Genomic DNA, 26,464 nt, shown 5'->3' with positions numbered 1-26,464 from the left:
TCAATCCTCAAATTCTGTTAGAAGCTCAGCCCGCTCTCACGCGCCGCGTCGGCAAGAGCCTTGACGCGCCCGTGGTAGAGGTAGCTGCCGCGATCGAACACGACTTCCTTGACGCCCTTCTCGGCGGCGCGCTCGGCCAGCAGCTTGCCGACCGCCTTCGCTGCATCGATGTCGGCGCCGGTCTTGCCGCCGTCGCGCATCGACTTCTCGAGCGACGAGGCAGAGGCCAGCGTCTCGCCCTTCAGGTCGTCGATGACCTGGGCGTAGATATGCTTGGACGAGCGGAACACCGACAGACGCGGACGACCACCACCGGAGCGGCGCAGCTTCAGCCGCACACTCCGCTTGCGCCGGGCATTGGTAACCTTGGCTTTGGACATGACCGGCTCCGTTACTTCTTCTTGCCTTCCTTGCGGAAGATGAATTCGCCAACATACTTCACGCCCTTGCCCTTGTAGGGCTCCGGCGGGCGATAACCGCGGATCTCGGCCGCAACCTGGCCGACGCGCTGGATGTCGCTGCCCGCCACCGTGATCTCGGTCGGCTTCGGCACGGTGATCGTGATCCCCTCGGGGATCGTGTAGATCACGTCGTGGCTGTAGCCGAGCGCGAGCTGCAGGTTCTTGCCCTGCATCGCGGCGCGGTAACCGACGCCGGTGATCTCGAGCTTCTTCTCGAAGCCCTTGGTGACGCCTTCGACCAGATTCGCGACCTGGGCGCGAGCGGTACCATAGAGCGCGCGCGCGCGATTGGTCTCAAGCCGCGGCTTGACCTTGATCTGGCCGCTCTCGAGCTTCACCTCGACGTCGTCATGAACGACGAACTGAAGCTGGCCCTTCGGCCCCTTCATCTTGACGGTCTGCCCATCGACGGTCGCGGTAACACCCGACGGCACCGCCACAGGCCTTTTGCCAACACGTGACATGGATCAAAAATCCTTCTCAGAACACCGTGAAGAGGACTTCACCGCCCACATTCGCGTCGCGCGCGCTGTGGTCGGCCATGATCCCCTTCGGCGTCGACAACACCGAAATGCCGAGCCCGTTGTTGACCCGCGGCAGGTTCTTCACCGAGGCGTAGACGCGACGCCCGGGCTTGGAAACACGTTCGATCTCGCGGATGACGGGCTCGCCGTCGAAATACTTCAGCTCGATCTCGATCTCGCTGCGGCCCGAGGAATGCTCGAGCGTGGCGTAACCGCGGATGTAGCCCTCGGACTTGAGGACCTCGAGCACGTTCTCGCGCATCTTCGAGCCAGGCGTGGAGACCTTGGTCTTGGAGCGCATCTGCGCGTTGCGGATACGGGTGATCAGATCGCTGATTGGATCGTGCGTAGACATCTAAACGACCCTCCTTACCAGCTGGACTTCACGAGGCCCGGGACCATGCCCTTGGAGCCAAGTTCGCGCAGCGCGATACGGGACAGCTTGTTCTTGCGGTAGTTCGAGCGCGGGCGACCCGACAGCTCGCAACGTAGGCGGATGCGGGTTGCCGACGAGTTGCGCGGCATTTCCGCCAGCTTCAACGTCGCAGCGAAACGCTCCTCCATCGGCAGCTTCTTATCGGCGATGATCGCCTTCAACCGCTCGCGCTTGGCGGCGGCGTTCTTCACCATCCGCTTGCGCCGGTTGTTCTTCTCGACTGAACTCTTCTTTGCCATGCTTGGCTCCTGGGTATCCGCGTTTGAGAGGCTTTAGGTCAGCGTCTCACTGCCGGAACGGGAAATTGAAAGCGGTCAACAAGGCCCTCGCCTCTTCGTCGGTCTTGGCCGTGGTGCAGACGGTGATGTCCATGCCGCGGGCTTCCGTGACCTTGTCGAAGTCGATCTCGGGGAAAATGATGTGCTCCTTGATGCCGAGCGAGTAGTTGCCGCGGCCGTCGAAGCTCTTCGGGTTCAGGCCGCGGAAGTCGCGGACGCGCGGCAGCGCGACCGTCACCAGGCGATCGATGAACTCGTACATGTGGGCCTTGCGCAGCGTGACCTTGCAGCCGATCGGCTGGTTTTCACGCAGCTTGAAGGTCGCGATCGCGATACGCGAATAGGTCACGATCGCCTTCTGGCCAGCGATCTGGGTCAGCTCGGCAGCGGCGGTCTCGGCCTTCTTGCGATCGTTGACGGAATCGCCAACGCCCATGTTCAGCACGACCTTGTCCAGACGCGGAACCTGCATGACGTTCTCATAACCGAACTTCTCGGTCATGGCCGTGCGGATCTTCGCATCGTATTCCGCGCGCAGGCGCGGCGTGTAAGCGGCCTCAGCCATCGATCTCAGCTCCCGAGCTCTTGGCGATGCGGACCTTCTTGCCGTCCGCCAGAATCTTGAATCCGACGCGGGTCGGCTTTCCGTCCTTGCCGACATACGCGATATTGGACAGTTGGATCGGCGACTCCTTCGAGATGATGCCGCCCTCCTGGGCCTGCGTCTGCTTCTGATGACGCTTGACCATGTTGATGCCGCGCACCAGCGCCGTGCCGGCTGCGGGACGCACTTCGAACACTTCACCGGTGCGGCCCTTGTCGCGGCCGGTCAGCACGACGACCTTGTCGCCCTTGCGGATCTTGGCAGCCATCACAGCACCTCCGGCGCGAGCGAGATGATCTTCATGTGGTTCTTCGCGCGCAGCTCGCGCGGCACGGGCCCGAAGATACGGGTGCCGACCGGCTCGGACTGGTTGTTGATCAGAACGGCGGCGTTACGGTCGAAGCGGATGACCGAACCGTCGGCGCGGCGGATGTCCTTGCGGACGCGCACCACGACGGCCTTCATCACGTCGCCCTTCTTCACCTTGCCACGCGGAATTGCTTCCTTGATCGAAACGACGATGATGTCGCCGATCGTGGCGTAGCGGCGCTTGGAGCCCCCGAGCACCTTGATACACATGACACGGCGTGCGCCAGAATTGTCGGCCACGTCGAGGTTGGTCTGCATCTGAATCATTGATGCACCTCGTCCTCTTCTATTTGCGCCAGCCCAGCCGGCGCTCAACATTTCCCTGAAGTCAGCCGGCTAAAGCCAACAGATCAGGCGCTTTTCTTGTGTTCGCCCCGGATCACGACCCAGCGCTTCAACTTCGAAATCGGCTTCGATTCCTCGATCCACACCATGTCGCCCGGCTTGAACTCGTTGCTCTCGTCGTGCGCGTGGTAGTTCTTCGAACGGCGGATCGTCTTCTTGTAGATCGGGTGCGTGAAGCGGCGATCGACGCGCACCACGATGGTCTTGGCTTGCTTGTCGCTGACGACCACGCCCTGCAAAGTACGTTTCGGCATCTTCGTAAGCCTCTTACTTCTTCTTCGCGCGCGTCTGCGCGGCGACGGTCTTGATCCGGGCGATGTCACGGCGGGCCTCGCGCAGGCGCGAGGTGTTCTCGAGCTGCCCGGTGGCGCGCTGGAAGCGCAGGTTGAAGCGCTCCTTCTTCAGGTTCAGGACGGCATCGTCCTGCTGGTCGGGGCTCATCGCGCGGATGTCTTCGATCTTCATCTGGGCCATGGCCATTACTCCGCAATGCGCTCGACGAAGCGCGTCTTGATCGGCAGCTTGGCGGCCGCCAGGGTCAGCGCCTCACGCGCCGTCTGGGTGTTGACGCCGTCGATCTCGAACAGCACCCGGCCCGGCTTGACGCGCGCGACCCACAATTCCGGCGAACCCTTGCCGGAGCCCATGCGGACTTCGGCCGGCTTCTTCGACACCGGAACGTCGGGGAACACGCGGATCCAGACGCGGCCGGCGCGCTTCATGTGGCGGGTCAGCGCGCGGCGAGCGGCTTCGATCTGGCGCGCGGTGACGCGCTCAGGCTCCGTCGCCTTCAGGCCGAACTGGCCGAACGCCAACGTCGCGCCCGAAGACGCAACGCCGTGGATGCGGCCCTTATGCGCCTTCCGGAACTTCGTTTTCTTAGGTTGCATCATGGCTTTGAGCCCTCAAATTCCTGTGCGGCTTTAGGCTGCAGCCGTATCGCGGCGCTGACGGCCACCACGATCACCACTGCCACCCGTCTCGCCTTCGGCCATTCTCTTGTCCTGGGCCATCGGATCGTGCTCGAGGATCTCGCCCTTGAAGATCCAGACCTTGACGCCGCAGGTGCCGAAGGTCGTGAACGCGGTCGCAACGCCGTAGTCGATGTCGGCGCGCAGCGTGTGCAGCGGCACGCGACCTTCGCGGTACCACTCCATGCGCGCGATTTCCGCACCGCCCAGACGACCCGAGCAGTTGATGCGGATGCCTTCCGCGCCGAGACGCATCGCCGACTGAACGGCGCGCTTCATGGCACGGCGGAACGCCACGCGGCGCTCGAGCTGCTGCGCGATCGACTCGGCCACCAGCGTCGCATCGAGCTCCGGCTTGCGGATCTCGACGATGTTGATGACGACGTCGGACGAAGTAATGTCCGCGACCTTCTTGCGCAGCTTGTCGATGTCCGCGCCCTTCTTGCCGATCACCACGCCCGGACGAGCCGAGTGGATGGTGACGCGGCACTTCTTGTGCGGACGCTCGATCACGATGCGGGCGACGGCCGCCTGCTTGAGCTCCTTGTGCAGGATCTCACGGATCTTGACGTCTTCGTGCAGCAGCTTGCCGTATTCCTGCTTGCCGGCGAACCAGCGGGAATCCCAGGTGCGGTTGATGCCGAGACGCAGACCGATCGGATTGATCTTTTGACCCATCGTGTTCTCCTGCGCCCTTAAGCGGCTGCTTCGGCTTCGACCTGACGAACGATGATCGTCAGCTGCGAAAATGGTTTGTAGACACGGCCCGAGCGGCCACGGCCACGGGCGGCGAAGCGCTTCATCACGAGGCCATTGCCGACGAAGGCCTGCGCCACGACGAGATCGTCCACGTCGAGATCGTGATTGTTCTCGGCATTGGCGATAGCCGATTCCAGGCACTTCTTCACGTCGACCGCGATCCGCTTGCGCGAAAACTGCAGATCGGCGAGCGCAGCTGCTGCCTTCCGGCCGCGAATGAGCTGGGCGACCAGGTTGAGCTTCTGCGGGCTCACCCGCAGCATCCGGGCGACCGCCTTGGCCTCGTTTTCGGCGAGGCTCCGTTCGCGCTTAGGTTTGCTCATCGTTTAATCCTCAAGCCTTCTTGGCTTTCTTGTCGCCGGAGTGGCCATGGAAGGTCCGGGTCGGCGAGAACTCGCCGAACTTGTGACCGACCATTTCCTCGTTGACGGCCACCGGCACGTGCTTCTGACCGTTGTAGACGCCGAAGGTCAGGCCGACGAACTGCGGCAGGATCGTCGAGCGACGGCTCCAGATCTTGATGACGTCGTGACGGCCGGACGCGCGGGCGGCATCTGCCTTCTTGAGCAGAGAACCCTCGACGAACGGGCCTTTCCAGACTGAACGAACCATGTCCGGCGTTCCTTACTTCTTCCGCTTGTGGCGGCTTAGGAGAATGAATTTGTTGGTCGACTTGTTGGTGCGGGTCTTCTTGCCCTTGGTCGGCTTGCCCCACGGGGTGACCGGGTGGCGGCCGCCCGAGGTGCGACCTTCACCACCGCCGTGCGGATGGTCGATCGGGTTCATCGAAACACCGCGGTTGTGCGGCTTGCGGCCCAGCCAACGGTTGCGGCCGGCCTTGCCGATCGAGGTGTTCATGTGATCCGGGTTCGACACCGCGCCGATCGTGCCGCGGCAACGGCCGTGCACCAGGCGCTGCTCGCCCGAGTTCAGGCGGATGATCACGTAGTCCTGGTCGCGGCCGACGAGCTGGGCGTAGGTGCCAGCCGAACGAGCGAGCTGGCCGCCCTTCCCAATCTTGACCTCGATGTTGTGGATGATCGTGCCGACCGGCATGTTGCCGAGCGGCATGACATTGCCCGGCTTCACGTCGACGTAGTTGCCCGCGATGATGGTGTCACCGACGGCCAGGCGCTGCGGCGCCAGGATGTAGGCCTGCTCGCCGTCCTGATACTTGATCAGCGCGATGAAGCCGGTGCGGTTCGGATCGTACTCGAGACGCTCGACGGTCGCGGGGACGTCGATCTTCTCGCGCTTGAAATCCACAGTGCGCAGCGTCTTCTTGTGGCCACCGCCACGGAAACGCACGGTGGTGCGACCGGTGTTGTTGCGGCCGCCCGAGGAGTGCTTGCCCTCGGTGAGCGCCTTGACCGGCTTGCCCTTGTAGAGGGCCGAACGATCGACCATGACCAGCTGGCGCTGGCCCGGCGTCGTAGGATTGAATGTCTTCAGTGCCATCGTCGTACGACCTTACAGACCGGTGGTGACGTCGATCCGGTGGCCCTCTTCGAGGGTCACGATCGCGCGCTTGGTGTTCGACTGCGAGCCGAGATTGCCGCGGAAGATCTTGGTCTTGCCCTTGCGGACCAGCGTGTTGACGCTCTTGACCTTGACGTCGAACAGCTTCTCGATCGCTTCCTTGATCTGCGGCTTGGTCGCCTTGGCGGCCACCTTGAACAGCACCTTGTTGTGCTCCGAGGCGATCGTTGCCTTTTCGGTCACGACCGGCGACAGGATCACGTCGTAGTGGCGAGCCTCGATGTTCTTCGTCATTTGAAGCGCGCCTCCAGCGCATCGATGGCGGCCTTGGTCAGAACGAGCTTCTGACGGCGCAGGATGTCGTAGACGTTGATGCCCTGGATCGGCAGCACGTCCATGTTCGGGATGTTGCGGGCCGCAGCGGCGAAGCCGTTGTTGAGCTCGGCGCCGTCGATGATCAGCGCGTTGGTCAGACCCAGACCCGAGAAGTGACCGAGCAGCGCCTTGGTCTTGGCGGCTTCCAGCGCGGCCTTCTCGATCACGACGAGATCGCCGTCCTTGGCCTTGGCCGAGAGCGCATGCTTCAGCGCCAGCGCACGGACCTTCTTCGGCAGGTCGGTGGCGTGCGAACGCACCACCGGACCGAAGGCACGGCCACCGCCGCGGAACTGCGGCACGCGGGCCGAGCCGTGACGAGCACCGCCGGTGCCCTTCTGCTTGTACATCTTCTTGCCGGTGCGCCAGATCTCGGCGCGGCCCTTGGCCTTGTGCGTGCCGGCCTGACGCTTGTTGAGCTGCCACTGCACGCAACGCGCAATGATGTCCTGGCGCGGCTCGAGGCCGAAAATGGTGTCGGACAGCTGGACCGAGCCGGCTTCCTTACCTTCGAGGGTGGTGACCTTCAATTCCATCTCACGCACCCTCCTGCTGGGCCGCAGCCTCGGCTTCGCCACCGGCAACCTTGAACTTGCCGGGCTTCGGAGCTTCCTTCGGCAGCGGCTTCTTGACGGCGTCGCGCACGCGGATCCAGCCGCCCTTGGAGCCGGGAACGGCGCCTTCGACGAGGATCAGGCCGCGCTCGACATCGAGCTGAACGACGCGAAGGTTGAGCGTGGTGATGCGGTCGACACCCATGTGGCCGGGCATCTTCTTGTTCTTCCAGGTCTTGCCGGGGTCCTGACGGCCACCGGTCGAACCGATCGAGCGGTGCGAGACCGAGACGCCGTGGGTGGCGCGCAGACCGCCGAAGTTCCAGCGCTTCATGCCGCCGGCGAAGCCCTTACCGACCGAGGTGCCGGTGACGTCGACGAACTGGCCGACGACGAAGTGGTCGGCAAGGATCTCGGCGCCGACCGGGATCATGGCATCCGCGGTGACGCGGAATTCCTCGACCCGGCGCTTCGGCTCGACCTTGGCGACCGCGAACTGGCCGCGCTCCGCCTTGGGCATGTAAACGGTCTTGCGGGCACCAGAACCAAGCTGGAGCGCCACGTAACCGTTCTTCTCTTCGGTACGGTGGCCCACGACCTGGCAATTGCCGAGCTTCAGCACGGTCACGGGGATATGTTCGCCGGCCTCAGTAAAGACCCGCGTCATCCCGACCTTTTGTGCGATCACTCCGGAGCGCATCGGCTTGCTTCCTGTTCTTTCTGTCCGCCTTAAGCGAACGGGATCCAAAAATCTTAGAGCTTGATCTCGACGTCGACACCGGCGGCCAGGTCGAGCTTCATCAAAGCATCGACGGTCTGCGGGGTCGGATCGACGATGTCGAGCAGGCGCTTGTGAGTGCGCATCTCGAACTGCTCGCGGCTCTTCTTGTCGACGTGGGGCGAACGGTTGACGGTGAACTTCTCGATGCGGGTGGGCAGCGGAATGGGTCCGCGGACCTGCGCGCCGGTGCGCTTCGCCGTGTTCACGATCTCGCGGGTCGACGTATCGAGGATACGATGGTCGAACGCCTTGAGACGGATACGAATGTTTTGGCCGTTCATTGCCGTGCTTTCTTTAGTGAGTGGCGAGTAGCGAGTAGCGAATAGAAATCCCTATTCGCCACTCACCATTCCCTATTCGCTTGTTACTCGATGATCGAGGCGACGACGCCGGCGCCGACGGTGCGGCCACCTTCGCGGATCGCGAAGCGGAGCTTCTCTTCCATCGCGATCGGCACGATCAGGTGCACTTCCATCGCGATGTTGTCGCCCGGCATCACCATCTCGGTGCCTTCCGGCAGGTGCACGACACCGGTCACGTCGGTGGTGCGGAAGTAGAACTGCGGACGGTAGTTGGTGAAGAACGGGGTGTGGCGACCGCCCTCTTCCTTGGTGAGGATGTAAGCCTCAGCCTTGAACTTGGTGTGCGGCTTGACCGAACCCGGCTTGCACAGCACCTGGCCGCGCTCGACGTCTTCGCGCTTGGTGCCGCGGAGCAGCGCACCGATGTTGTCGCCAGCCTGGCCCTGATCGAGCAGCTTGCGGAACATTTCGACGCCGGTAACGGTCGTCTTCTGGGTCGCACGGAGACCGACGATCTCGATTTCCTCGCCGACCTTGACGATGCCGCGCTCGACACGGCCGGTCACGACGGTGCCGCGGCCCGAGATCGAGAACACGTCTTCAACCGGCATCAGGAACGGCTGGTCGATCGGACGCTCCGGCTGCGGGATGTACTCGTCGACGTTCTTCATCAGCTCGAGGATGGCGTCGTGGCCGAGCTTCTTGTCGGAATCTTCGAGAGCGGCGAGCGCCGAACCCTTGATGATCGGGATCTTGTCGCCCGGGAAGTCGTACTTCGAGAGCAGCTCGCGGACTTCGAGCTCGACGAGCTCGAGCAGTTCCGGATCGTCGACCATGTCGCACTTGTTGAGGAACACGACGAGCGCGGGCACGCCGACCTGGCGGGCGAGCAGGATGTGCTCGCGGGTCTGCGGCATCGGGCCGTCCGCGGCCGACACGACCAGGATCGCACCGTCCATCTGGGCGGCGCCGGTGATCATGTTCTTGACGTAGTCGGCGTGGCCGGGGCAGTCGACGTGGGCGTAGTGGCGGTTCGGCGTCTCGTACTCGACGTGCGCGGTCGAGATGGTGATGCCGCGCGCCTTCTCTTCCGGCGCCTTGTCGATCTGGTCGTACGCGGTGAACGTCGCACCGCCGGCTTCGGCGAGAACCTTGGTGATCGCCGCGGTCAGCGACGTCTTGCCATGGTCGACGTGACCGATGGTGCCGATGTTGCAGTGCGGCTTGTTACGTTCAAACTTTGCTTTGGCCATTTGACTCTCCGTTCAATCGTCAGTTCGTGACCGACGACAATCAGGCAAACTTCTTCTGGACTTCTGCCGACACGTTGGCCGGCGCTTCTGCGTAGTGGTCGAACTGCATGGTGAAGGTTGCGCGCCCCTGGCTCATCGAGCGCAGGTTATTCACGTAACCGAACATGTTCATGAGCGGCACCATCGCATTGATGACGTTGGCGTTGCCGCGCATGTCCTGACCCTGGATCTGACCGCGCCGCGAATTCAGGTCGCCGATGACCGAGCCGGTGTAGTCTTCCGGGGTCACCACTTCGACCTTCATGATCGGCTCGAGCAGGACGGACTTGCCCTTCTGCAAGGCTTCGCGGAACGCCGCGCGCGATGCGATTTCGAAGGCGAGTGCCGACGAGTCGACGTCGTGATACTTGCCGTCGACGAGCTGAACCTTGACGTCGACCACGGGGAAGCCCGCGACGACACCAGAGCTCATCACGCTGTTGAGGCCCTTTTCGACGCCGGGGATGTATTCCTTCGGAACCGCACCACCGACGATCTTGGACTCGAACTCGTAGCCCTTGCCGGGCTCGTTCGGCTCGACCACGATCGACACTTCCGCGAACTGACCGGTACCGCCGGTCTGCTTCTTGTGGGTGTACTTGACCTCGGCCTTCTTGGTGACGCGCTCACGGAACGCAACCTGGGGCGCGCCGATGTTGGCGTCGACCTTGTAGGTGCGCTTGAGGATGTCGACCTTGATGTCGAGATGGAGTTCGCCCATGCCCTTGAGGATGGTCTGGCCGGACTCCTGGTCGGTCGACACGCGGAAGGACGGATCCTCCGCAGCGAGCTTGGCCAGCGCCACGCCCAGCTTTTCCTGGTCGGCCTTGGACTTCGGCTCGATCGCGATCTCGATGACCGGCTCGGGGAATTCCATCTTCTCGAGGATCACCTGCTTGTCGGGATCGCACAGCGTGTCACCGGTGCGCGCTTCCTTCAGGCCGGCCAGCGCGACGATGTCGCCGGCATAGGCTTCCTTGATGTCTTCGCGGTTGTTCGCATGCATCAAGAGCATGCGCCCGATGCGCTCCTTCTTCTCGCGGGTCGAGTTCACGACGCCGGTGCCGCTCTGCAGAACGCCGGAGTAGATGCGGCAGAAGGTGATGGTGCCGACGAACGGGTCGTCCATGATCTTGAACGCGAGCAGCGCGAGCGGCTCCTTGTCGTCCGCCTTGCGCACGACTTCGTTGCCGCGATCGTCGGTGCCCTTGATCGCGGGCACGTCGATCGGCGACGGCAGATAGTCGACGACGGCGTCGAGCAGCGGCTGCACGCCCTTGTTCTTGAAGGCCGAGCCGCACAGCACCGGATAGAACGCACCGGTCAGAACCGCCTTGCGGATCAGCCGCTTCAGCGTCTCTTCGTCCGGCTCCTTGCCGTCGAGATAGGCGGCCATGGCGTCGTCGTCGAGCTCGACGGCGGCTTCCACCATCTTCTCGCGGTATTCCTTGGCCTGCTCGACCAGATCTTCCGGAATGTCGACATAATCGAACTTCGCGCCGAGCGATTCATCGTTCCAGATGATGCCCTGCATCTTCACGAGGTCGACGAGACCCTTGAAGTTGTTCTCGGCGCCGATCGGAAGCTGGATCGCGATCGGCTTGGCGCCGAGGCGGTCGACGATGTCGGCCAGGCACTTGAAGAAGTCGGCGCCGGTCTTGTCCATCTTGTTGGCGAAGACGATGCGCGGAACCTTGTACTTGTCGCCCTGGCGCCAGACGGTCTCGGTCTGGGGCTCAACGCCCTGGTTCGAGTCGAGCACGCAGACGGCGCCGTCGAGCACGCGCAGCGAACGCTCGACTTCGATGGTGAAGTCGACGTGGCCGGGGGTGTCGATGATGTTCAGGCGCTTGCCGGCCCAGAATGCAGTGGTCGCAGCCGAGGTGATCGTGATGCCACGCTCCTGCTCCTGCTCCATCCAGTCCATCGTCGCGGCACCTTCGTGCACTTCGCCGATCTTGTGGCTCTTGCCGGTGTAATAGAGGATGCGCTCGGTGGTCGTGGTCTTGCCGGCATCGATATGCGCCATGATACCGAAGTTGCGGTAATTCTCTATGGCATGAACGCGGGGCATAGGGTGTTCCTTAGATTCCGTGTGTCGCCGTTACCAGCGATAGTGCGAGAAGGCGCGGTTGGCTTCCGCCATCCGGTGCACGTCTTCGCGCTTCTTGACGGCATTCCCGCGGTTGTTCGAGGCGTCCAGAAGCTCGGCCGAGAGCCGCTCGGTCATGGTCTTCTCGTTGCGATCACGCGCAGCGGAGATCAGCCAGCGGATGCCCAGCGCCTGACGGCGGGTCGAACGAACTTCGACCGGAACCTGGTAGGTCGCGCCGCCGACGCGGCGGGAGCGCACTTCGATCGTCGGCATGACGTTCTCGAGCGCCTGCTCGAACACGCCGAGCGGGTTCTGCTTGGTCTTGGTTTCGATGATACCGAACGCACCGTAGACGATGCCTTCGGCGACCGACTTCTTGCCGGCGTACATCACAGAGTTCATGAACTTCGTGACGATGATGTTCCCGAACTTCGGATCGGGAAGGACTTCGCGCTTTTCCGCTGAGTGGCGACGAGACATGGACCTGGTTCCCGCTTACTTCGGACGCTTCGCGCCGTACTTCGAACGACGCTGCTTACGGTTCTTGACGCCCTGGGTATCCAGAACGCCGCGGAGGATGTGGTAGCGCACGCCGGGCAAGTCCTTGACGCGACCGCCGCGGATCATGACCACCGAGTGCTCCTGGAGGTTATGGCCCTCACCGGGGATGTAGCCGATCACCTCGAAGCCGTTGGTCAGGCGCACCTTGGCGACCTTACGAAGCGCCGAGTTCGGCTTCTTCGGGGTCGTGGTGTAGACGCGGGTGCAAACACCACGCTTCTGCGGCGACTGCTGCAGCGCCGGCACCTTCTTGCGCGACTTCTGCACTTCACGCGGTTGAGCGATCAGCTGGTTGATCGTCGGCATCCTGGCCTTACCCTTTGTTCTGTCGCAGATCCTTTTCGGATCCGCTGTCTTGCCGCAGCCCGTCGCCGGGACTGCAAATTCTTTCGAGCTACCTGCCCGACGAGGTCGCCTTCCGCGGAACCAATCCGCACAAAGCGAAATCGCGCCAACCGCCCCATCAACGGGCGGAAAGCGCTTCGACGCCACAGAGGACCGCAGTATTGAGGCCGGTCAGCATAAAGCCGCGGCCCGCGCACTGAGGTCATGCATCCGAATTCGATCTCAAGAGAATAAGCTCAAGAGAACTAGAATCGCACTGGCATTGCCTAGCTATGAGCGACAGCGTTTGAGCGGCATTCGTCGAGGTTGGTGCCCGCCTTGAGCGATCCCTTGTGGCTCTAGTCCGCGGGGATCTAACGGGTGGCCCGTTCCGACGCTGGCGATGCTCACCGCCTGTCGTTAAGTGAGGCGCTTTCTATAAGTGAGAATCGATCAAGTCAAGGCGAAACGACAGCCACGAACCGCTTCAGGAGCCTGTCAAAATCGCTGTTTGCCGCCCTCGCCGCACCACTCCGATATGGGACCGCAGCCTTCATTTCGCCAGCCGCGCGGCTATTTATATCCGGGCAAAAAGTACTTTTGTGTCGCGAAGCATTGGCTTTTTTACGCGGGAGCCGCAAATCTACCCGCTTCAGCAGCAATCGGCGGCGGGGATGTCACCAAAATCGGCGGAGGTTGCCCGGCGCGACCAACGCCCGGGATATCGGCCGCGAGGCTTCCGACGGTCCTGACCTATCCGCATGTGAGCTATCCGACCGGGCTTTTTCTGACCGAAGAGCGCATCGTCACGTCGAGAATCAAGCAAGCACCGATGGCCGCATAGAATCGGTGCGAGCTCGGTCATTCCTCCTCGTCGTCCTCGTCCTCATCATCCTCGAGGTCGTCTTCGTCCTCATCGTCGCTGCCGTCGTCGGCGTGAGCCGCCGCGCCGTGCGGCTGGTGGATCTGGTCGTTCCAGAGCTTGCGATAGGTCCCGTTCTTGGCGAGCAGCTGGGCATGCGAGCCGCGCTCGATCGCCCTGCCCCCCGAGATCACGATGATCTCGTCCATCTCCACCACCGAGGTCAGGCGGTGGGTCGACCAGATCATGGTGCGTCCCTTGGCGACCTTGAGCAGCGTGCGGTTGATCGCGGCTTCCGTGGTCTGGTCCAGCGCCGAGGTGGCTTCGTCCAGCAGCAGCACCGAGGGGTTGCGGATGACCGCGCGCGCGATCGCGATGCGCTGGCGCTGGCCGCCCGACAGGGTGTCGCCGCGCTCACCGACCGGCGTGTCGTATCGCTGCGGCAGGCTCATGATATAGCGGTGGATCTCGGCCTTCTTGGCCGCCTCCTCCACCTCCTCGTCGGTCGCTCCCTCCTTGCCGAGCCGGATGTTCTCGCGGATCGACATGTTGAACAGCATGTTCTCCTGGAACACCACCGCCATGCTCCGGCGCAGCGAATCCAGCGTCACCTTGCGGACGTCGACACCGTCGATGGTGACGCGGCCCTCGTCGGGCACGTAAAGCCGCAGGATCAAATTGAGCAACGTGCTCTTGCCGGAGCCGCTCGGGCCGACGATCGCGATGCGCTTGCCCGCATTGAGCTTGAGGCTGAGATTGTCCAGCACCGGCGTCTGGCTGCCCTCGTACTGGAAGGTGACGTGATCGAAAGTGATGTCGTTGGTGATGCGCGGCAGGTCGGGTGCGCCGGGGCGGTCGGCAGCGCGAGTCGGCTCGTCCAGCAGCTCCTGCATGTGCCGGATCGCGGCGGCCGAGGAGATCGACACCGGGATGAAATGCATGACATGAGCGATGTTGTAGGAGACCTCCCAGAACGCGCTCTCGAAGGTGACGAAGGTGCCGATGGTGATCTGGCCCTTGGTGGCGAGATAGGCGCCGATCGCGAGCACCACGAGGTGCAGCATCAGCACCGAGATGGTGACCGTCCGCTCCACCATGGTCGACAGGAACGCGGCCGAGGCGATCTTGTTGCGCGTCTCGTCGTTGCGGAAGGTGAAGAAGCCGAACATCTTGCGCTGCAGGCTGAACGCCTTGATCACGGCCTGCGCCGCCACGTTCTCCTGCACCATGCCGAGCAGCGCGCTTTCGTTGAGCTTCTGCTCGTAATTGGCCTGCACCGCCTTCGGCGTCAGGATCCGCGGACCGATCAGTGTGATCGGGAACACGAGCAGCGCGACCGCCGCGAGCTGCCAGTTCAGGAACACCATTAGGATGATGCCGGCAACCAATTCCAGAAAGGGCAGCGCGGCACTGTTGGCAAACGTCTTGACCGAGCCTTCGAAGGCCGAGAGGTCGACGGAGAAGCGCGACAGGATCTCGCCGCGCTTGGTGCGGCCGAAATAGGCCGCCGGCAGGTCCTGAACGTGCTCGAACAGGCGCTTGCGGACGTCGGAGATGATGCAGGCCGCCAGCCGCGCGTCCCAGCGCTCGTACCAGACCGCGACGATCGAGGTGAAGATGCCGGCGACGGCGAGCACGCCGAGGATCTTGTACAGCGCCTGGAAATCCTCCTCGCCGAGCGCGTCGTCGATCAGGAACTTGAGGCTGAGCGGCATGATGACGTTGAACAGCGTCTCGACGCAGACGCCGAACGCCACGAAGGACAGCATCCGCTTGTAGTTCGCCAGGAACGGCTTGACGAACCCGACGATGGTCGCGAGCGCGCCGGCGGCCTCGCGCGCGGTGAAGACGACGAGGTCCTCATCCTCATCGTCGTCGTCGAGCTCCAGCTCGTCGTCCGCCTCGTCTTCGGCGTCCTCGTCGTCTTCGAGGTCCGGCTTGGCAGCCGAGGCGAGCTTGTCGTCGAGCTCGGCCGCCTCTTCGGCGGCGAGCTTCTGTTTGTCGGGCGAAAGAGGCTTGGATGCCATGAAACCAACCGATGCTGACGGCCGGCATGACCGCAGAGAAAGCAGAACATAGCGGCAAGCCGCTATTGAACCCGATTCTATGCGATCAGGATGAATTCGGCAAAACAATTGGCGAATTCGACGCGCGCCCCGCGGCTAGTCCTCGTCTTCGTCCTCGACCTTGTCGAAGAAGGAATAGCGCAGACTGTCGGCGTCGGCGTACCACTGCCCCGGCCCCTTGTTGGCGGCGAGCGTGGCCTCCCAGAGCGCATCGGTGCAGTCCTTGCGGTGCATCGAGAGGTCGAAACCATTGCCGAAGAACAGCTCGGACCATTCCCACCAGGTGCCGAGTTTCTTGACCCCGCGCAGGAGGTCGTAGCGGTCGATCAGCGCCGGCGCCATGTCCGAGGTAATCGAGCCGAACACGAGGCCGGTCTTGACCACGCGGTTCAGTTCCTTGATTGCGCGGACCACCTGCTTCGGGGAAACGTGGCAAAGGCTGGTCTCGAACACGAAGTCGAACGCGCCGTCCTTGAACGGCATGTCGGTGATCGAGCCGAGCTTGTTGTACTTCTTCAGCGCCTTCGGCGTTCTGGCGTGGATGGCGCGGTTGCTCTCGATGCCGAAGGCATCGATGCCTCGCTCGCGCAGCGCGCCGACCAATTCGCCGCTGGCCGAGCCCGCGACGAGCAGCCTGGTGCCCTTCGTCTTGCCCCAGACGATGCCGAGCAGTCGGGTGAGGTAATCGGGATCGGTGAAGTGCCGCCACGCCTCGTGATAGGGGCCGAGGCCGCGATAATTCTCGAAATAGTCACGATCGATCTTGTCGGAGAGCGGCTTGTCGTCCTGCGCGCGCTCGCGGCGCAGGCGCATCATCTCGGTCAGGATGATGTCGGTCGCCGCGTCCGAGGAGTCGAGCAGCCCGTTCAGCGTCGAGTCGAACAGATAGTCGCCGACCACCACGATGCCGGGATGCTCCTTCGGCTCGGGCCGGTGATTGGTCATGACGTCGCGTACCGGCAGGCCACCCGGTATAGCGTTCACCGACGACAGCCAGCGGTGGATCTTGCCTTCCATGAAATGCAGGCGCGCATCGCCCAGCGAGGCCGGCAGCGATTTCAGCGCGGCATCGATCAGCTCCTGGTCCGACAGATTGGCGAAGGCCAGCGCGTCGGAGCCGGGAATCAGCCAGTTCAGCACGCCGTGCTTGCCGACGTCGTGGCGCGCGCCCTCGTTGTAAACGCAGCAGCCGCCGAAGGCTTCCGACATGAACCAGGCGCCTGGAATCTTCTCGCCCCAGAACGGCGTGTCGAACAGGATCGAGACGCGCAAATAGTGCGCGGGACGGTCGAAGTAAGAAACGTGCTTGACCATCGACTTGCGGAGTTGCTCGCCTTCCCACCCCATGGTGGCGAGCCAGGAATGCGGCAGGCAGACCAGCACGAGATCGAAGTCGCGGGTCTCCGGTCCCTTGCCGTTCATCATCTTGAGCTGGTAGCGGCCGGTCGGCGCCTTGCCGACGGCAAGGACGCGGTGGTTGAGCTGGATGTCGGCATTGACCTCCGACTGCAGGCACTCGATCAGCTGCTCGTTGCCGTTCTGGATGGAGTAGAGGCCGATATAGCCGTCGACATCCATCAGATAGTTCTTGAGCGCGTTGAGGCCGTTGGTGTTGTGGCTCTCGGTAGCGATGTCGGAGCGCGCCATCACCTTGAAGAAGCGCTTTGCGGTTTCGTCCTCGACCTCCTCGTCGAGCACCTGCTCGGCGGTCTTGTAGGCCCAGGGATTCTCGTTGTCGTGCGCGCCGACGCCCTCGTAATATTCGATCGGCGACATCGCTTCAGTGCAGCGCTTGCGGAACGCCTCGATCGCCGCGGCGGTCTTGGCGCCGTATCTGCGACGCATGCCCGGCACGTCGTTGAGCAGCTCGCCGCCGAACTGCACCTGCTCGGCGTCCATCGGAATCGTCTGCAGCCCGAAATGCTGGATCAGCTCGCGCAGTGGGTCCGGCCCGGTCATCGAGTAGTCGTAGATCTCGGCAACGCCGGCCTCGTACATCGCGGGCGCGGAATCGAACTTGCGGGTGACGATCTTGCCGCCGAGCCGATCGGAGGCCTCGTAGATGGTGACGCGACAGAGGTCGCCGAGCTTGCGCTTCAGATACCAAGCGCTCATCAGCCCGCCGGGGCCGCCGCCTACGATTGCGAGATCAAGCATGTGAGTTCCGTGGTCTCCGGCCCGCCCCCTTCACGGGACCACCGGTCTAAACTCTCCTAGCAGAAGCGCTTTTGCGCCTGAAGGAAAGATGAACAAAGGTTGATCCCGCATCGCAACAGACAAGCAAAGCAACAAAAAGGCCGGCTTTCGCCGGCCTTTTCATTGTCCTCGGTAGTCCTACGGATGAACGATCATTCCGCGGGCGGCAGCGCAGGAAGCTCCGCTTCCGGCGCGGGCGACACGACCGCCGCCTGCTTCTCGCGCTCGTCCAGGATCAGCTTGTCGCGCTTCATGGCGACTTCGCGAATCTTGGCCATGGAGGCGCCGGTGCCTGCCGGAATCAGCCGGCCGACGATGACGTTCTCCTTGAGGCCTTCGAGCGGATCGACCTTGCCGTTGACCGCCGCTTCCGTGAGGACGCGGGTGGTCTCCTGGAACGAGGCCGCCGAGAAGAAGGAGCGGGTCTGGAGGCTCGCCTTGGTGATGCCGAGCAGAACCGGCGTCCCCGTGGCGGGCTTCTTGCCCTCTTCCTTGGCCTTCTCGTTCAGCGCGTCGAACTCGATCTTGTCGACCTGCTCGCCCGAGATCATGTCCGTATCGCCCTGGTCGGTGACTTCCACCTTCTGGAGCATCTGACGGACAATCACCTCGATGTGCTTGTCGTTGATGAGCACGCCCTGGAGCCGGTAGACTTCCTGGATTTCGTTGACCAGGTAGGCCGCCAGTTCCTCGATGCCCTTGACCGCAAGGATGTCGTGCGGTGCCGGGTTGCCTTCCACGATGAAGTCGCCCTTTTCGACGACGTCGCCGTCCTGAAGGTGGATGTGCTTGCCCTTCGGGATCAGGTACTCGCGCGGCTCGTCGGTCTTGTCCATCGGCTCGATCGAGATGCGACGCTTGTTCTTGTAGTCGCGCCCGAACCGGATGGTGCCCGCGATTTCGGCGATGATCGCCGCATCCTTCGGACGCCGTGCCTCGAACAGTTCCGCCACCCGCGGCAGACCGCCGGTGATGTCACGCGTCTTGGCGCTCTCGGTCGAGACACGGGCGAGGATGTCGCCCGGATTGACCTTGGCTCCGACGTCGACCGAGAGAATGGCATCGACCGACAGCATGTAGCGGGCATCGCCGCCACGGGCGAGCTTGAGCACCTTGCCGTCCTTGCCCTTGACCACGATGGCCGGACGCAGGTCCGCGCCGCCGCGGGTCGAGCGCCAGTCGATGACCACGCGCTTGGCGATACCGGTGGCTTCGTCGAGCGTTTCCGAGATCGACTGCCCCTCGACCAGATCCTCGAAGCCGATGGTACCTTCGACCTCGGTGAGGAGCGGACGGGTGTAGGGATCCCACTCGACGACGCGCTGGCCGCGCTTGACCATGTCACCTTCGTCGACATGCAGGCGCGAGCCGTACTGGACACGGTGCGTCGCACGCTCGGTGCCGTCGGCATCGACGATCGCCACCACCATGTTGCGCACCATCGCGACCAGGTGACCTTCGCTGTTGCGGGCGATGGCCTTGTTCCGGATCACGATCTTGCCGTCGAAATTGGCTTCGACGAACGACTGCTCGTTGAGCTGCGCCGCACCACCGATGTGGAACGTACGCATCGTGAGCTGGGTGCCCGGCTCGCCGATCGACTGCGCCGCGATGACGCCGACCGCTTCGCCGTGGTTGACCGGCGTGCCGCGGGCGAGGTCGCGGCCGTAGCACTTGCCGCAGATGCCGTTGACGAGTTCGCAGGTCAGTGCCGAGCGGATCTTCACCTCCTGCACACCACCCTGCTGGATGGCGTCCAGATGGCTTTCTTCCATCAGCGTATCGCGCTTGATGATCACCTTGCCCGAGCTGTCACGGATGTCTTCGCAGGCCGTGCGTCCGAGGATGCGCGAACCGAGCGAAGCAACCACGGTGCCGGCATCGACGATGGCGCGCATCTTGATGCCGAGCTTGGTGCCGCAGTCGCTCTGCGTGATGATGCAGTCCTGCGCGACGTCGACGAGACGACGGGTCAGGTAGCCCGAGTTCGCGGTCTTCAACGCGGTGTCCGCGAGACCCTTGCGGGCGCCGTGGGTCGAGTTGAAGTACTCGAGCACCGAGAGGCCTTCCTTGAAGTTCGAGATGATCGGCGTCTCGATGATCTCGCCCGACGGCTTGGCCATCAGGCCGCGCATGCCGGCGAGCTGGCGCATCTGGGCCGGCGAACCGCGGGCACCGGAGTGAGCCATCATGTAGATCGAGTTGATGTCGGCATCCGCTCCGGCCGCCGTCTTCTTGGTGGCGGAGATCTCCTTCATCATCGCCTTGGCGATTTCTTCCGTGGCCTTCGACCAGGCGTCGACGACCTTGTTGTACTTCTCGCCATGGGTGATCAGACCGTCGTTGTACTGCTGCTCGAAATCCTTCGCCAGCGTACGGGTGGTGTCGACGATCTTCCACTTGGAATTCGGCACGACCATGTCGTCCTTGCCGAACGAGATGCCGGCCTTGAACGCGTTGTAGAAGCCGAGCGCCATGATGCGGTCGCAGAAGATCACCGTCTCCTTCTGGCCGCAGTGGCGGTAGACCTGGTCAATGACGCCCGAGATCTCGCGCTTGGTCATCAGCTTGTTGATGATCTCGTAGGGGACGCGCGGGTTCTTCGGCAGCAAATTGCCGAGCATGACGCGGCCGGCGGTGGTCTCGATCCAGCGCTTCGAGATCTTGCCGGTCTCGTCGACGCCTTCCCACCGGTACTTGATCTTGGTGTGGAGGTGGATGACCTTCGCATGCAACGCGTGCTCGAGCTCGGCCATCTCGCCGAACACCTTGCCCTCGCCGGGCAGGCCTTCGCGCATGATCGAGACGTAGTAGAGGCCGAGCACGATGTCCTGCGACGGCACGATGATCGGCTGTCCGTTCGCCGGATGCAGGATGTTGTTGGTCGACATCATCAGGACGCGCGCTTCCAGCTGCGCTTCGAGCGACAGCGGGACGTGCACGGCCATCTGGTCGCCGTCGAAGTCGGCGTTGAACGCGGAGCAGACCAGCGGGTGAAGCTGGATCGCCTTGCCCTCGATCAGCACGGGCTCGAACGCCTGGATGCCGAGACGATGCAGCGTCGGTGCGCGGTTGAGCAGCACCGGATGCTCGCGAATGACCTCATCCAGGATGTCCCAGACCTCGGGCCGCTCCTTCTCGACCAGCTTCTTGGCCTGCTTCACCGTGGTGGACAGGCCCTTGGCGTCGAGCCGCGAATAGATGAACGGCTTGAACAGCTCGAGCGCCATCTTCTTCGGCAGGCCGCACTGATGCAGGCGCAGCTCGGGACCGACCACGATCACCGAACGGCCCGAATAGTCGACGCGCTTGCCGAGCAGGTTCTGGCGGAAGCGGCCCTGCTTGCCCTTGAGCATGTCGGCGAGCGACTTCAGCGGGCGCTTGTTGGCGCCCGTGATGACGCGGCCGCGGCGGCCGTTGTCGAACAGCGCATCGACCGCTTCCTGAAGCATGCGCTTCTCGTTGCGGATGATGATGTCGGGCGCGCGCAGCTCCATCAGCCGCTTCAAGCGGTTGTTGCGGTTGATGACGCGGCGGTAGAGGTCGTTGAGGTCCGAGGTCGCGAAGCGGCCGCCGTCGAGCGGCACCAGCGGACGCAAGTCCGGCGGGATCACCGGGACCACGGTCATGATCATCCATTCCGGCTTGTTGCCGGAGTGGCGGAACGCTTCCACGATCTTCAGGCGCTTGGCGAGCTTCTTGTGCTTGATGTCGGAGTCGGTCTCCTGCATCTCGAGGCGCAAGGTCGCCTCGAGCTTCTCGAGGTCCATGCCCTTGAGCAGCTCGCGGATCGCTTCCGCGCCGATCATGGCGGTGAAGCTGTCCTGGCCGTACTCGTCCTGCGCCTTCAGATACTCGTCTTCCGACAGCAGCTGGCGGTCCTTCAGCGCGGTGAGGCCCGGCTCGAGCACGACGTAGTATTCGAAGTAGAGGATCCGCTCGAGATCCTTCAGCGTCATGTCCAGCAGGAGGCCGATGCGCGAGGGCAGCGACTTCAGGAACCAGATGTGGGCGACGGGCGCTGCGAGCTCGATATGGCCCATGCGCTCGCGCCGGACGCGCGAAAGCGTGACCTCGACCGAGCACTTCTCGCAGATGATGCCCTTGTACTTCATGCGCTTGTACTTGCCGCACAAGCACTCGTAATCCTTGATCGGCCCGAAGATGCGGGCGCAGAACAGGCCGTCGCGCTCGGGCTTGAAGGTGCGGTAGTTGATGGTCTCCGGCTTCTTGATCTCGCCGTAGGACCAGGACAGAATCTTCTCTGGAGACGCGATCGAGATCCGGATCTGGTCGAAGACCTGAGCCGGCGTCGTCGGGTTGAAGAGATTCATAATTTCTTGGTTCATCGTCTTCTCCTCGCGTGCCGGTCGCCTCCGGCCGCAAATTCGAAAATCACTCAAGCAGGGCGCCCTGCCCTCAAGGCCTCGGACGGGGCGCCGGTGCCCGGCCGCGAAGGCCGGGCATGACAGGTCGAATTACTCGGCCGCTTCCGACGTCGGTGCCGGTCCCATCTTGGAGTTGTGCAGGTCGACGTTGAGGCCGAGCGAGCGCATTTCCTTGACCAGCACGTTGAACGATTCCGGAATACCGGCCTCGAACGTGTCGTCGCCGCGCACGATCGCCTCGTACACCTTGGTACGGCCGGCGACGTCGTCCGACTTCACCGTCAGCATCTCCTGGAGCGTGTACGCCGCGCCATAAGCCTCGAGCGCCCACACCTCCATTTCGCCGAAGCGCTGGCCGCCGAACTGCGCCTTGCCGCCCAGCGGCTGCTGGGTGACGAGCGAGTACGGACCGATCGAACGCGCATGGATCTTGTCGTCGACCAGATGGTGCAGCTTGAGCATGTAGATGTAGCCCACCGTCACCTTGCGATCGAAGGCATCGCCGGTGCGGCCGTCATAGACGGTCGACTGACCCGACGCGTCCAGGCCGGCAAGCTTCAGCATCTCCTCGATGTCGGCTTCCTTGGCGCCGTCGAACACCGGCGTCGCGATCGGCACGCCGCGGCTGAGATTGTGGCCGAGCTCGATCAGTTCGTTGTCGTTGAGCGACTTGATCGTCTCGTCCTCGCCGTAGACCTTCTTCAAGGTTTCCTTCAGCGGCTTGATGTCCTGCTTCGACAGGTAAGCATCGACCGTCTGGCCGATACGCTTGCCGAGGCCGGCGCAGGCCCAGCCGAGATGGGTCTCGAGGATCTGTCCGACGTTCATGCGCGAAGGCACGCCGAGCGGGTTGAGCACGATGTCGGCGTGCGTACCGTCTTCGAGGAACGGCATGTCCTCGATCGGCACGATCTTCGACACCACGCCCTTGTTGCCGTGGCGGCCGGCCATCTTGTCGCCGGGCTGGATCTTGCGCTTCACCGCGACGAAGACCTTGACCATCTTCATCACGCCGGGCGGCAATTCGTCACCGCGCTGAAGCTTCTCGACCTTGTCGAGGAAGCGCTGTTCAAGCCCCTTCTTCGACTCGTCGTACTGCTTCCGCATGGCCTCGATCTCGGCCATCAGCTTGTCGTTCGGCGAGGCGAACAGCCACCACTGCGACTTCGGGTACTCCTCGAGCACCGCACGGGTGATCTTGGTGTCCTTCTTGAAGCCCTTCGGGCCGGCAATGCCCTGCCGCCCCTCGAGGAGCTCGGCAAGACGGTTGTAGACGTTGCGGTCCAGGATCGCCTGCTCGTCGTCGCGGTCCTTGGCCAGACGCTCGATCTCTTCCCGCTCGATCGCCAGCGCACGCTCGTCCTTGTCGACGCCGTGACGGTTGAACACGCGCACTTCCACGATCGTGCCCTGCACGCCCGGGGGAACGCGCAGCGAGGTATCGCGAACGTCGGAAGCCTTCTCGCCGAAGATCGCGCGCAGCAACTTCTCTTCCGGCGTCATCGGGCTCTCGCCCTTCGGCGTGATCTTGCCGACCAGGATGTCGCCGGCGCGGACTTCCGCACCGATGTAGACGATACCGGCTTCGTCGAGGTTCTTCAGCGCTTCTTCCGAGACGTTCGGAATGTCGCGGGTGATTTCCTCGGGTCCGAGCTTGGTGTCGCGAGCCATCACCTCGAACTCTTCGATATGAATCGAGGTGAACACGTCTTCCTTCACGATCCGCTCGGAGAGCAGGATCGAGTCTTCGAAGTTGTAGCCGTTCCACGGCATGAACGCGACGAGCACGTTCCGGCCGAGCGCGAGCTCACCGAGATCGGTCGACGGACCGTCGGCGATGATGTCGCCCTTCTTGACGATGTCGCCGACCTTCACCAGCGGACGCTGGTTGATGCAGGTCGACTGGTTCGAGCGCTGGTACTTCATCAGGCGGTAGATATCGACGCCCGACTTGGTCGGATCGAGATCTTCCGTGGCGCGGATGACGACGCGGGTGGCGTCGATCTGGTCGATCACGCCCGAACGGCGCGCCGCGATCGCGGCACCCGAGTCACGCGCAACCACGCCTTCCATGCCGGTGCCGACGAACGGCGCCTCGGCGCGAACCAGCGGCACCGCCTGGCGCTGCATGTTCGAGCCCATCAGCGCGCGGTTGGCGTCGTCGTTCTCGAGGAACGGGATCAGCGCCGCGGCCACCGAAACGAGCTGCTTCGGCGACACGTCCATGTAGTCGACCTTGTCGGGCGTCACCGGCAAGACTTCGCCGGCGTGACGGCAGACCACGAGGTCTTCGGTGAAGCGGCCCTTCGGGTCGAGCGGCACGTTGGCCTGCGCGACCGTGTAGCGGCCCTCTTCCATCGCCGAGAGGTACACGACCTCGTCGGTGACGCGGCCGTCCTTGACCTTGCGATACGGCGTCTCGACGAAGCCGTACTTGTTCACGCGCGCGAAGGTCGCGAGCGAGTTGATCAGGCCGATGTTCGGACCTTCCGGCGTCTCGATCGGGCAGATGCGGCCGTAATGCGTCGGATGCACGTCGCGCACCTCGAAGCCGGCACGCTCGCGGGTCAGACCGCCCGGTCCAAGCGCCGACAGGCGACGCTTGTGGGTGATCTCCGACAGCGGGTTGGTCTGGTCCATGAACTGCGAGAGCTGCGAGGAGCCGAAGAACTCGCGCACGGCGGCAGCCGCCGGCTTCGCGTTGATCAGGTCCTGCGGCATGACCGTGTCGATGTCGACCGAGGACATGCGCTCCTTGATCGCGCGCTCCATGCGCAGGAGGCCGATGCGGTACTGGTTCTCCATGAGCTCGCCGACCGAGCGCACGCGGCGGTTGCCGAGATGGTCGATGTCGTCGATCTCGCCCTTGCCGTCGCGCAGGTCCACCAGCGTCTTGATGACGGAGAGGATGTCTTCCTTGCGCAGCGTGCGCTGGGTGTCGGGCGCATCGAGGTCGAGGCGCATGTTCATCTTGACGCGGCCGACCGCGGAGAGGTCGTAGCGCTCGGCATCGAAGAACAGCGACTGGAACATGGCCTGCGCCGAATCCAGCGTCGGCGGCTCGCCCGGACGCATCACGCGGTAGATGTCGAACAGCGCGTCTTCACGCGTCATGTTCTTGTCGGCCGAGAGCGTGTTGCGGATGTAGGCGCCGACATTGACGTGGTCGATGTCGAGCAGCGGCAATTCCTTGTAGCCGTGCTCGTTGAGCACCTTCATCGACTTGTCGGTGATTTCCTCACCGGCTTCGGCGTGGATCTCACCGGTCTTCGGGTTGACGAGGTCCTCGGCGATGTAGTTGCCGACCAGCTCCTCATCGGCCATGCGCAGCGCCTTCAGCCCCTTCTCCTGGAGCTGGCGGGCGGCGCGGACCGTGAGCTTCTTGCCGGCCTCGAGCACGACCTTGCCGGTGTCGGCATCGATCAGGTCGTTGATGGTCGAGTAGCCGCGGAAACGGTTGGCGTCGAACGGAACGCGCCAGCCTTCCTTGGTCCGCTTGTAGAGGATCTTCTTGTAGAACGTGGACAGGATCGCCTCGCCGTCGAGGCCGAGGGCGAACATCAGCGACGTCACCGGAATCTTGCGGCGACGGTCGATACGCGCATAGACGATGTCCTTGGCGTCGAACTCGATGTCGAGCCAGGAGCCGCGATACGGGATCACGCGAGCAGCGAACAGCAGCTTCCCCGAGGAATGGGTCTTGCCCTTGTCGTGATCGAAGAACACGCCGGGCGAGCGGTGCATCTGCGAGACGATGACGCGCTCGGTGCCGTTGACGATGAAGGTGCCGTTCATCGTCATGAGCGGAATGTCGCCCATGTAGACGTCCTGCTCCTTGATGTCCTTCACCGACTTCGCGCCGGTTTCCTCGTCGATATCGAACACGATGAGGCGCAGCGTCACCTTGAGGGGGGCCGCGAAGGTCATGCCGCGCTGGCGGCACTCGTCGACGTCGTATTTCGGCTGCTCGAACTCGTAGCGGACGAATTCCAGCATCGAGGTGCCCGAGAAATCGGAGATCGGAAACACCGAGCGGAACACCGCCTGCAGACCCTCGTCGAGACGGCCACCCTGGGGTTCATCGACCATCAGGAACTGGTCATAGGACGCCTTCTGAACCTCGATGAGGTTCGGCATCTCGGCGACTTCCTTGATGTGTCCGAAGAACTTGCGAACGCGTTTGCGACCGGTGAATGTCTGCTGCGCCATCGTGGCCTCTCATTTTCGTCGCCCGCTCTGGGCGAACCGTCCGGGACGCGGCTGCCACCGCTCCCCGGGTTGAATTTTTCGAACCCGTTTTGGGGGCCGGAGACTCAGCTTCAGGCGAAAATGTCCTGAATCTGTTCTTCAGACCTTCAAAACGCAAAACGACGCGCGGGGCGCTGGTGCGCGCCCGCCCGTCACAACGATCGTCTTCACGGACTGCAAAAGCCCGAAATAGC

26 protein-coding genes are annotated in these 26,464 nt (G+C 63.2%); all 26 read right to left on the bottom strand.

From position 1 onward, the window contains the following. Positions 1-17 precede the first annotated feature (17 nt). A complete protein-coding gene (gene rplR / locus GGD62_RS15790; RefSeq protein ID WP_007603036.1) occupies positions 18-380 on the bottom strand; it encodes a 50S ribosomal protein L18 in 363 nt (120 codons plus the stop codon). An 11-nt stretch (positions 381-391) separates the two neighbouring features. Continuing rightward, positions 392-925, bottom strand: coding sequence for a 50S ribosomal protein L6 (gene rplF / locus GGD62_RS15785; RefSeq protein WP_018322270.1), 534 nt, complete (start codon positions 923-925; stop codon positions 392-394). A 16-nt stretch (positions 926-941) separates the two neighbouring features. Next, the gene (gene rpsH, locus GGD62_RS15780) at positions 942-1,340 is read right to left on the bottom strand and encodes a 30S ribosomal protein S8 (protein ID WP_018322269.1); all 399 of its coding nucleotides are present in this window, start codon (positions 1,338-1,340) and stop codon (positions 942-944) included. 14 nt (positions 1,341-1,354) lie between these two features. After that, positions 1,355-1,660, bottom strand: a complete 306-nt coding sequence (gene rpsN, locus GGD62_RS15775; RefSeq protein WP_018322268.1) for a 30S ribosomal protein S14 — start codon at positions 1,658-1,660, stop codon at positions 1,355-1,357. 46 nt (positions 1,661-1,706) lie between these two features. Then, positions 1,707-2,264, bottom strand: a complete 558-nt coding sequence (rplE, locus tag GGD62_RS15770) for a 50S ribosomal protein L5 (RefSeq protein WP_018322267.1) — start codon at positions 2,262-2,264, stop codon at positions 1,707-1,709. Then, positions 2,257-2,571 (bottom strand): 50S ribosomal protein L24, encoded by a 315-nt coding sequence (rplX, locus tag GGD62_RS15765; RefSeq protein ID WP_014494502.1) that lies wholly within the window; start codon positions 2,569-2,571, stop codon positions 2,257-2,259. Before rplX ends, rplE begins: the two co-directional genes overlap by 8 nt. After that, entirely contained in the window at positions 2,571-2,939 is a 369-nt protein-coding gene (rplN, locus tag GGD62_RS15760) for a 50S ribosomal protein L14 (RefSeq protein WP_007603030.1), read from the bottom strand. Before rplN ends, rplX begins: the two co-directional genes overlap by 1 nt. An 83-nt stretch (positions 2,940-3,022) precedes the next feature. After that, on the bottom strand, positions 3,023-3,271 hold the full coding sequence (gene rpsQ, locus GGD62_RS15755; RefSeq protein WP_007603028.1) for a 30S ribosomal protein S17: 249 nt from the start codon (positions 3,269-3,271) through the stop codon (positions 3,023-3,025). 13 nt (positions 3,272-3,284) lie between these two features. Then, complete coding sequence (rpmC, locus tag GGD62_RS15750) at positions 3,285-3,491, bottom strand: 50S ribosomal protein L29 (RefSeq protein WP_026202715.1); 207 nt, start codon at positions 3,489-3,491, stop codon at positions 3,285-3,287. Positions 3,492-3,496: 5 nt separating this feature from the next. Continuing rightward, entirely contained in the window at positions 3,497-3,910 is a 414-nt protein-coding gene (rplP, locus tag GGD62_RS15745) for a 50S ribosomal protein L16 (protein WP_008136349.1), read from the bottom strand. Between the two features lie 30 nt (positions 3,911-3,940). Beyond that, on the bottom strand, positions 3,941-4,666 hold the full coding sequence (gene rpsC, locus GGD62_RS15740) for a 30S ribosomal protein S3 (RefSeq protein WP_014494500.1): 726 nt from the start codon (positions 4,664-4,666) through the stop codon (positions 3,941-3,943). Between the two features lie 17 nt (positions 4,667-4,683). Beyond that, the gene (gene rplV, locus GGD62_RS15735; RefSeq protein ID WP_008136353.1) at positions 4,684-5,070 is read right to left on the bottom strand and encodes a 50S ribosomal protein L22; all 387 of its coding nucleotides are present in this window, start codon (positions 5,068-5,070) and stop codon (positions 4,684-4,686) included. A gap of 10 nt (positions 5,071-5,080) precedes the next feature. Then, a complete protein-coding gene (gene rpsS / locus GGD62_RS15730) occupies positions 5,081-5,359 on the bottom strand; it encodes a 30S ribosomal protein S19 (RefSeq protein ID WP_008136357.1) in 279 nt (92 codons plus the stop codon). Positions 5,360-5,371: 12 nt separating this feature from the next. Then, positions 5,372-6,205: a 50S ribosomal protein L2 gene (rplB, locus tag GGD62_RS15725; protein WP_183708986.1), complete on the bottom strand. Its 834-nt coding sequence runs from the start codon at positions 6,203-6,205 to the stop codon at positions 5,372-5,374. Between the two features lie 12 nt (positions 6,206-6,217). Further along, complete coding sequence (locus GGD62_RS15720) at positions 6,218-6,520, bottom strand: 50S ribosomal protein L23 (RefSeq protein WP_018322264.1); 303 nt, start codon at positions 6,518-6,520, stop codon at positions 6,218-6,220. After that, positions 6,517-7,137 (bottom strand): 50S ribosomal protein L4, encoded by a 621-nt coding sequence (rplD, locus tag GGD62_RS15715; RefSeq protein ID WP_020508797.1) that lies wholly within the window; start codon positions 7,135-7,137, stop codon positions 6,517-6,519. The genes GGD62_RS15720 and rplD overlap by 4 nt, the downstream gene beginning before the upstream one ends. A 1-nt stretch (position 7,138) precedes the next feature. Further along, a complete protein-coding gene (gene rplC / locus GGD62_RS15710) occupies positions 7,139-7,855 on the bottom strand; it encodes a 50S ribosomal protein L3 (protein WP_018322262.1) in 717 nt (238 codons plus the stop codon). Positions 7,856-7,908: 53 nt separating this feature from the next. Next, positions 7,909-8,217 carry a 30S ribosomal protein S10 gene (gene rpsJ, locus GGD62_RS15705; protein WP_002712302.1) on the bottom strand — a complete coding sequence of 103 codons (309 nt, stop codon included), beginning with the start codon at positions 8,215-8,217 and terminating at the stop codon, positions 7,909-7,911. Between the two features lie 83 nt (positions 8,218-8,300). Then, on the bottom strand, positions 8,301-9,491 hold the full coding sequence (gene tuf, locus GGD62_RS15700) for an elongation factor Tu (RefSeq protein WP_008136415.1): 1,191 nt from the start codon (positions 9,489-9,491) through the stop codon (positions 8,301-8,303). A gap of 40 nt (positions 9,492-9,531) precedes the next feature. Beyond that, the gene (gene fusA / locus GGD62_RS15695) at positions 9,532-11,604 is read right to left on the bottom strand and encodes an elongation factor G (RefSeq protein WP_018322261.1); all 2,073 of its coding nucleotides are present in this window, start codon (positions 11,602-11,604) and stop codon (positions 9,532-9,534) included. Between the two features lie 30 nt (positions 11,605-11,634). Beyond that, positions 11,635-12,105, bottom strand: a complete 471-nt coding sequence (rpsG, locus tag GGD62_RS15690; protein WP_018322260.1) for a 30S ribosomal protein S7 — start codon at positions 12,103-12,105, stop codon at positions 11,635-11,637. A 15-nt stretch (positions 12,106-12,120) separates the two neighbouring features. After that, positions 12,121-12,492 carry a 30S ribosomal protein S12 gene (rpsL, locus tag GGD62_RS15685; RefSeq protein WP_007603006.1) on the bottom strand — a complete coding sequence of 124 codons (372 nt, stop codon included), beginning with the start codon at positions 12,490-12,492 and terminating at the stop codon, positions 12,121-12,123. Between the two features lie 879 nt (positions 12,493-13,371). Beyond that, positions 13,372-15,399, bottom strand: a complete 2,028-nt coding sequence (locus GGD62_RS15680; protein ID WP_092260221.1) for an ABC transporter ATP-binding protein — start codon at positions 15,397-15,399, stop codon at positions 13,372-13,374. A gap of 135 nt (positions 15,400-15,534) precedes the next feature. Beyond that, on the bottom strand, positions 15,535-17,595 hold the full coding sequence (locus tag GGD62_RS15675; RefSeq protein WP_183708985.1) for an FAD-dependent oxidoreductase: 2,061 nt from the start codon (positions 17,593-17,595) through the stop codon (positions 15,535-15,537). A gap of 191 nt (positions 17,596-17,786) precedes the next feature. Then, positions 17,787-21,983, bottom strand: coding sequence for a DNA-directed RNA polymerase subunit beta' (gene rpoC / locus GGD62_RS15670; protein ID WP_018322257.1), 4,197 nt, complete (start codon positions 21,981-21,983; stop codon positions 17,787-17,789). A gap of 129 nt (positions 21,984-22,112) precedes the next feature. After that, entirely contained in the window at positions 22,113-26,231 is a 4,119-nt protein-coding gene (rpoB, locus tag GGD62_RS15665; protein WP_018322256.1) for a DNA-directed RNA polymerase subunit beta, read from the bottom strand. Between the last annotated feature and the right edge of the window lie 233 nt (positions 26,232-26,464).

Origin of the sequence: Bradyrhizobium sp. ERR14, assembly GCF_014198235.1 — a bacterium.
In the GTDB taxonomy this organism is placed as follows: Bacteria; Pseudomonadota; Alphaproteobacteria; order Rhizobiales; family Xanthobacteraceae; genus Bradyrhizobium.
Note: the sequence above shows the minus strand (reverse complement) of the source record. Positions and strands in the feature narration are given on the sequence as shown.

Excerpts from the sequence above, each read along its gene's own strand:
- rplR (WP_007603036.1), bottom strand. The coding sequence starts at position 380 with ATGTCCAAAGCCAAGGTTACCAATGCCCGGCGCAAGCGGAGTGTGCGG.
- rplF (WP_018322270.1), bottom strand. The coding sequence starts at position 925 with ATGTCACGTGTTGGCAAAAGGCCTGTGGCGGTGCCGTCGGGTGTTACC.
- rpsH (WP_018322269.1), bottom strand. The coding sequence starts at position 1,340 with ATGTCTACGCACGATCCAATCAGCGATCTGATCACCCGTATCCGCAAC.
- rpsN (WP_018322268.1), bottom strand. The coding sequence starts at position 1,660 with ATGGCAAAGAAGAGTTCAGTCGAGAAGAACAACCGGCGCAAGCGGATG.
- rplE (WP_018322267.1), bottom strand. The coding sequence starts at position 2,264 with ATGGCTGAGGCCGCTTACACGCCGCGCCTGCGCGCGGAATACGATGCG.
- rplX (WP_014494502.1), bottom strand. The coding sequence starts at position 2,571 with ATGGCTGCCAAGATCCGCAAGGGCGACAAGGTCGTCGTGCTGACCGGC.
- rplN (WP_007603030.1), bottom strand. The coding sequence starts at position 2,939 with ATGATTCAGATGCAGACCAACCTCGACGTGGCCGACAATTCTGGCGCA.
- rpsQ (WP_007603028.1), bottom strand. The coding sequence starts at position 3,271 with ATGCCGAAACGTACTTTGCAGGGCGTGGTCGTCAGCGACAAGCAAGCC.
- rpmC (WP_026202715.1), bottom strand. The coding sequence starts at position 3,491 with ATGGCCCAGATGAAGATCGAAGACATCCGCGCGATGAGCCCCGACCAG.
- rplP (WP_008136349.1), bottom strand. The coding sequence starts at position 3,910 with ATGATGCAACCTAAGAAAACGAAGTTCCGGAAGGCGCATAAGGGCCGC.
- rpsC (WP_014494500.1), bottom strand. The coding sequence starts at position 4,666 with ATGGGTCAAAAGATCAATCCGATCGGTCTGCGTCTCGGCATCAACCGC.
- rplV (WP_008136353.1), bottom strand. The coding sequence starts at position 5,070 with ATGAGCAAACCTAAGCGCGAACGGAGCCTCGCCGAAAACGAGGCCAAG.
- rpsS (WP_008136357.1), bottom strand. The coding sequence starts at position 5,359 with ATGGTTCGTTCAGTCTGGAAAGGCCCGTTCGTCGAGGGTTCTCTGCTC.
- rplB (WP_183708986.1), bottom strand. The coding sequence starts at position 6,205 with ATGGCACTGAAGACATTCAATCCTACGACGCCGGGCCAGCGCCAGCTG.
- GGD62_RS15720 (WP_018322264.1), bottom strand. The coding sequence starts at position 6,520 with ATGACGAAGAACATCGAGGCTCGCCACTACGACGTGATCCTGTCGCCG.
- rplD (WP_020508797.1), bottom strand. The coding sequence starts at position 7,137 with ATGGAATTGAAGGTCACCACCCTCGAAGGTAAGGAAGCCGGCTCGGTC.
- rplC (WP_018322262.1), bottom strand. The coding sequence starts at position 7,855 with ATGCGCTCCGGAGTGATCGCACAAAAGGTCGGGATGACGCGGGTCTTT.
- rpsJ (WP_002712302.1), bottom strand. The coding sequence starts at position 8,217 with ATGAACGGCCAAAACATTCGTATCCGTCTCAAGGCGTTCGACCATCGT.
- tuf (WP_008136415.1), bottom strand. The coding sequence starts at position 9,491 with ATGGCCAAAGCAAAGTTTGAACGTAACAAGCCGCACTGCAACATCGGC.
- fusA (WP_018322261.1), bottom strand. The coding sequence starts at position 11,604 with ATGCCCCGCGTTCATGCCATAGAGAATTACCGCAACTTCGGTATCATG.
- rpsG (WP_018322260.1), bottom strand. The coding sequence starts at position 12,105 with ATGTCTCGTCGCCACTCAGCGGAAAAGCGCGAAGTCCTTCCCGATCCG.
- rpsL (WP_007603006.1), bottom strand. The coding sequence starts at position 12,492 with ATGCCGACGATCAACCAGCTGATCGCTCAACCGCGTGAAGTGCAGAAG.
- GGD62_RS15680 (WP_092260221.1), bottom strand. The coding sequence starts at position 15,399 with ATGGCATCCAAGCCTCTTTCGCCCGACAAACAGAAGCTCGCCGCCGAA.
- GGD62_RS15675 (WP_183708985.1), bottom strand. The coding sequence starts at position 17,595 with ATGCTTGATCTCGCAATCGTAGGCGGCGGCCCCGGCGGGCTGATGAGC.
- rpoC (WP_018322257.1), bottom strand. The coding sequence starts at position 21,983 with ATGAACCAAGAAATTATGAATCTCTTCAACCCGACGACGCCGGCTCAG.
- rpoB (WP_018322256.1), bottom strand. The coding sequence starts at position 26,231 with ATGGCGCAGCAGACATTCACCGGTCGCAAACGCGTTCGCAAGTTCTTC.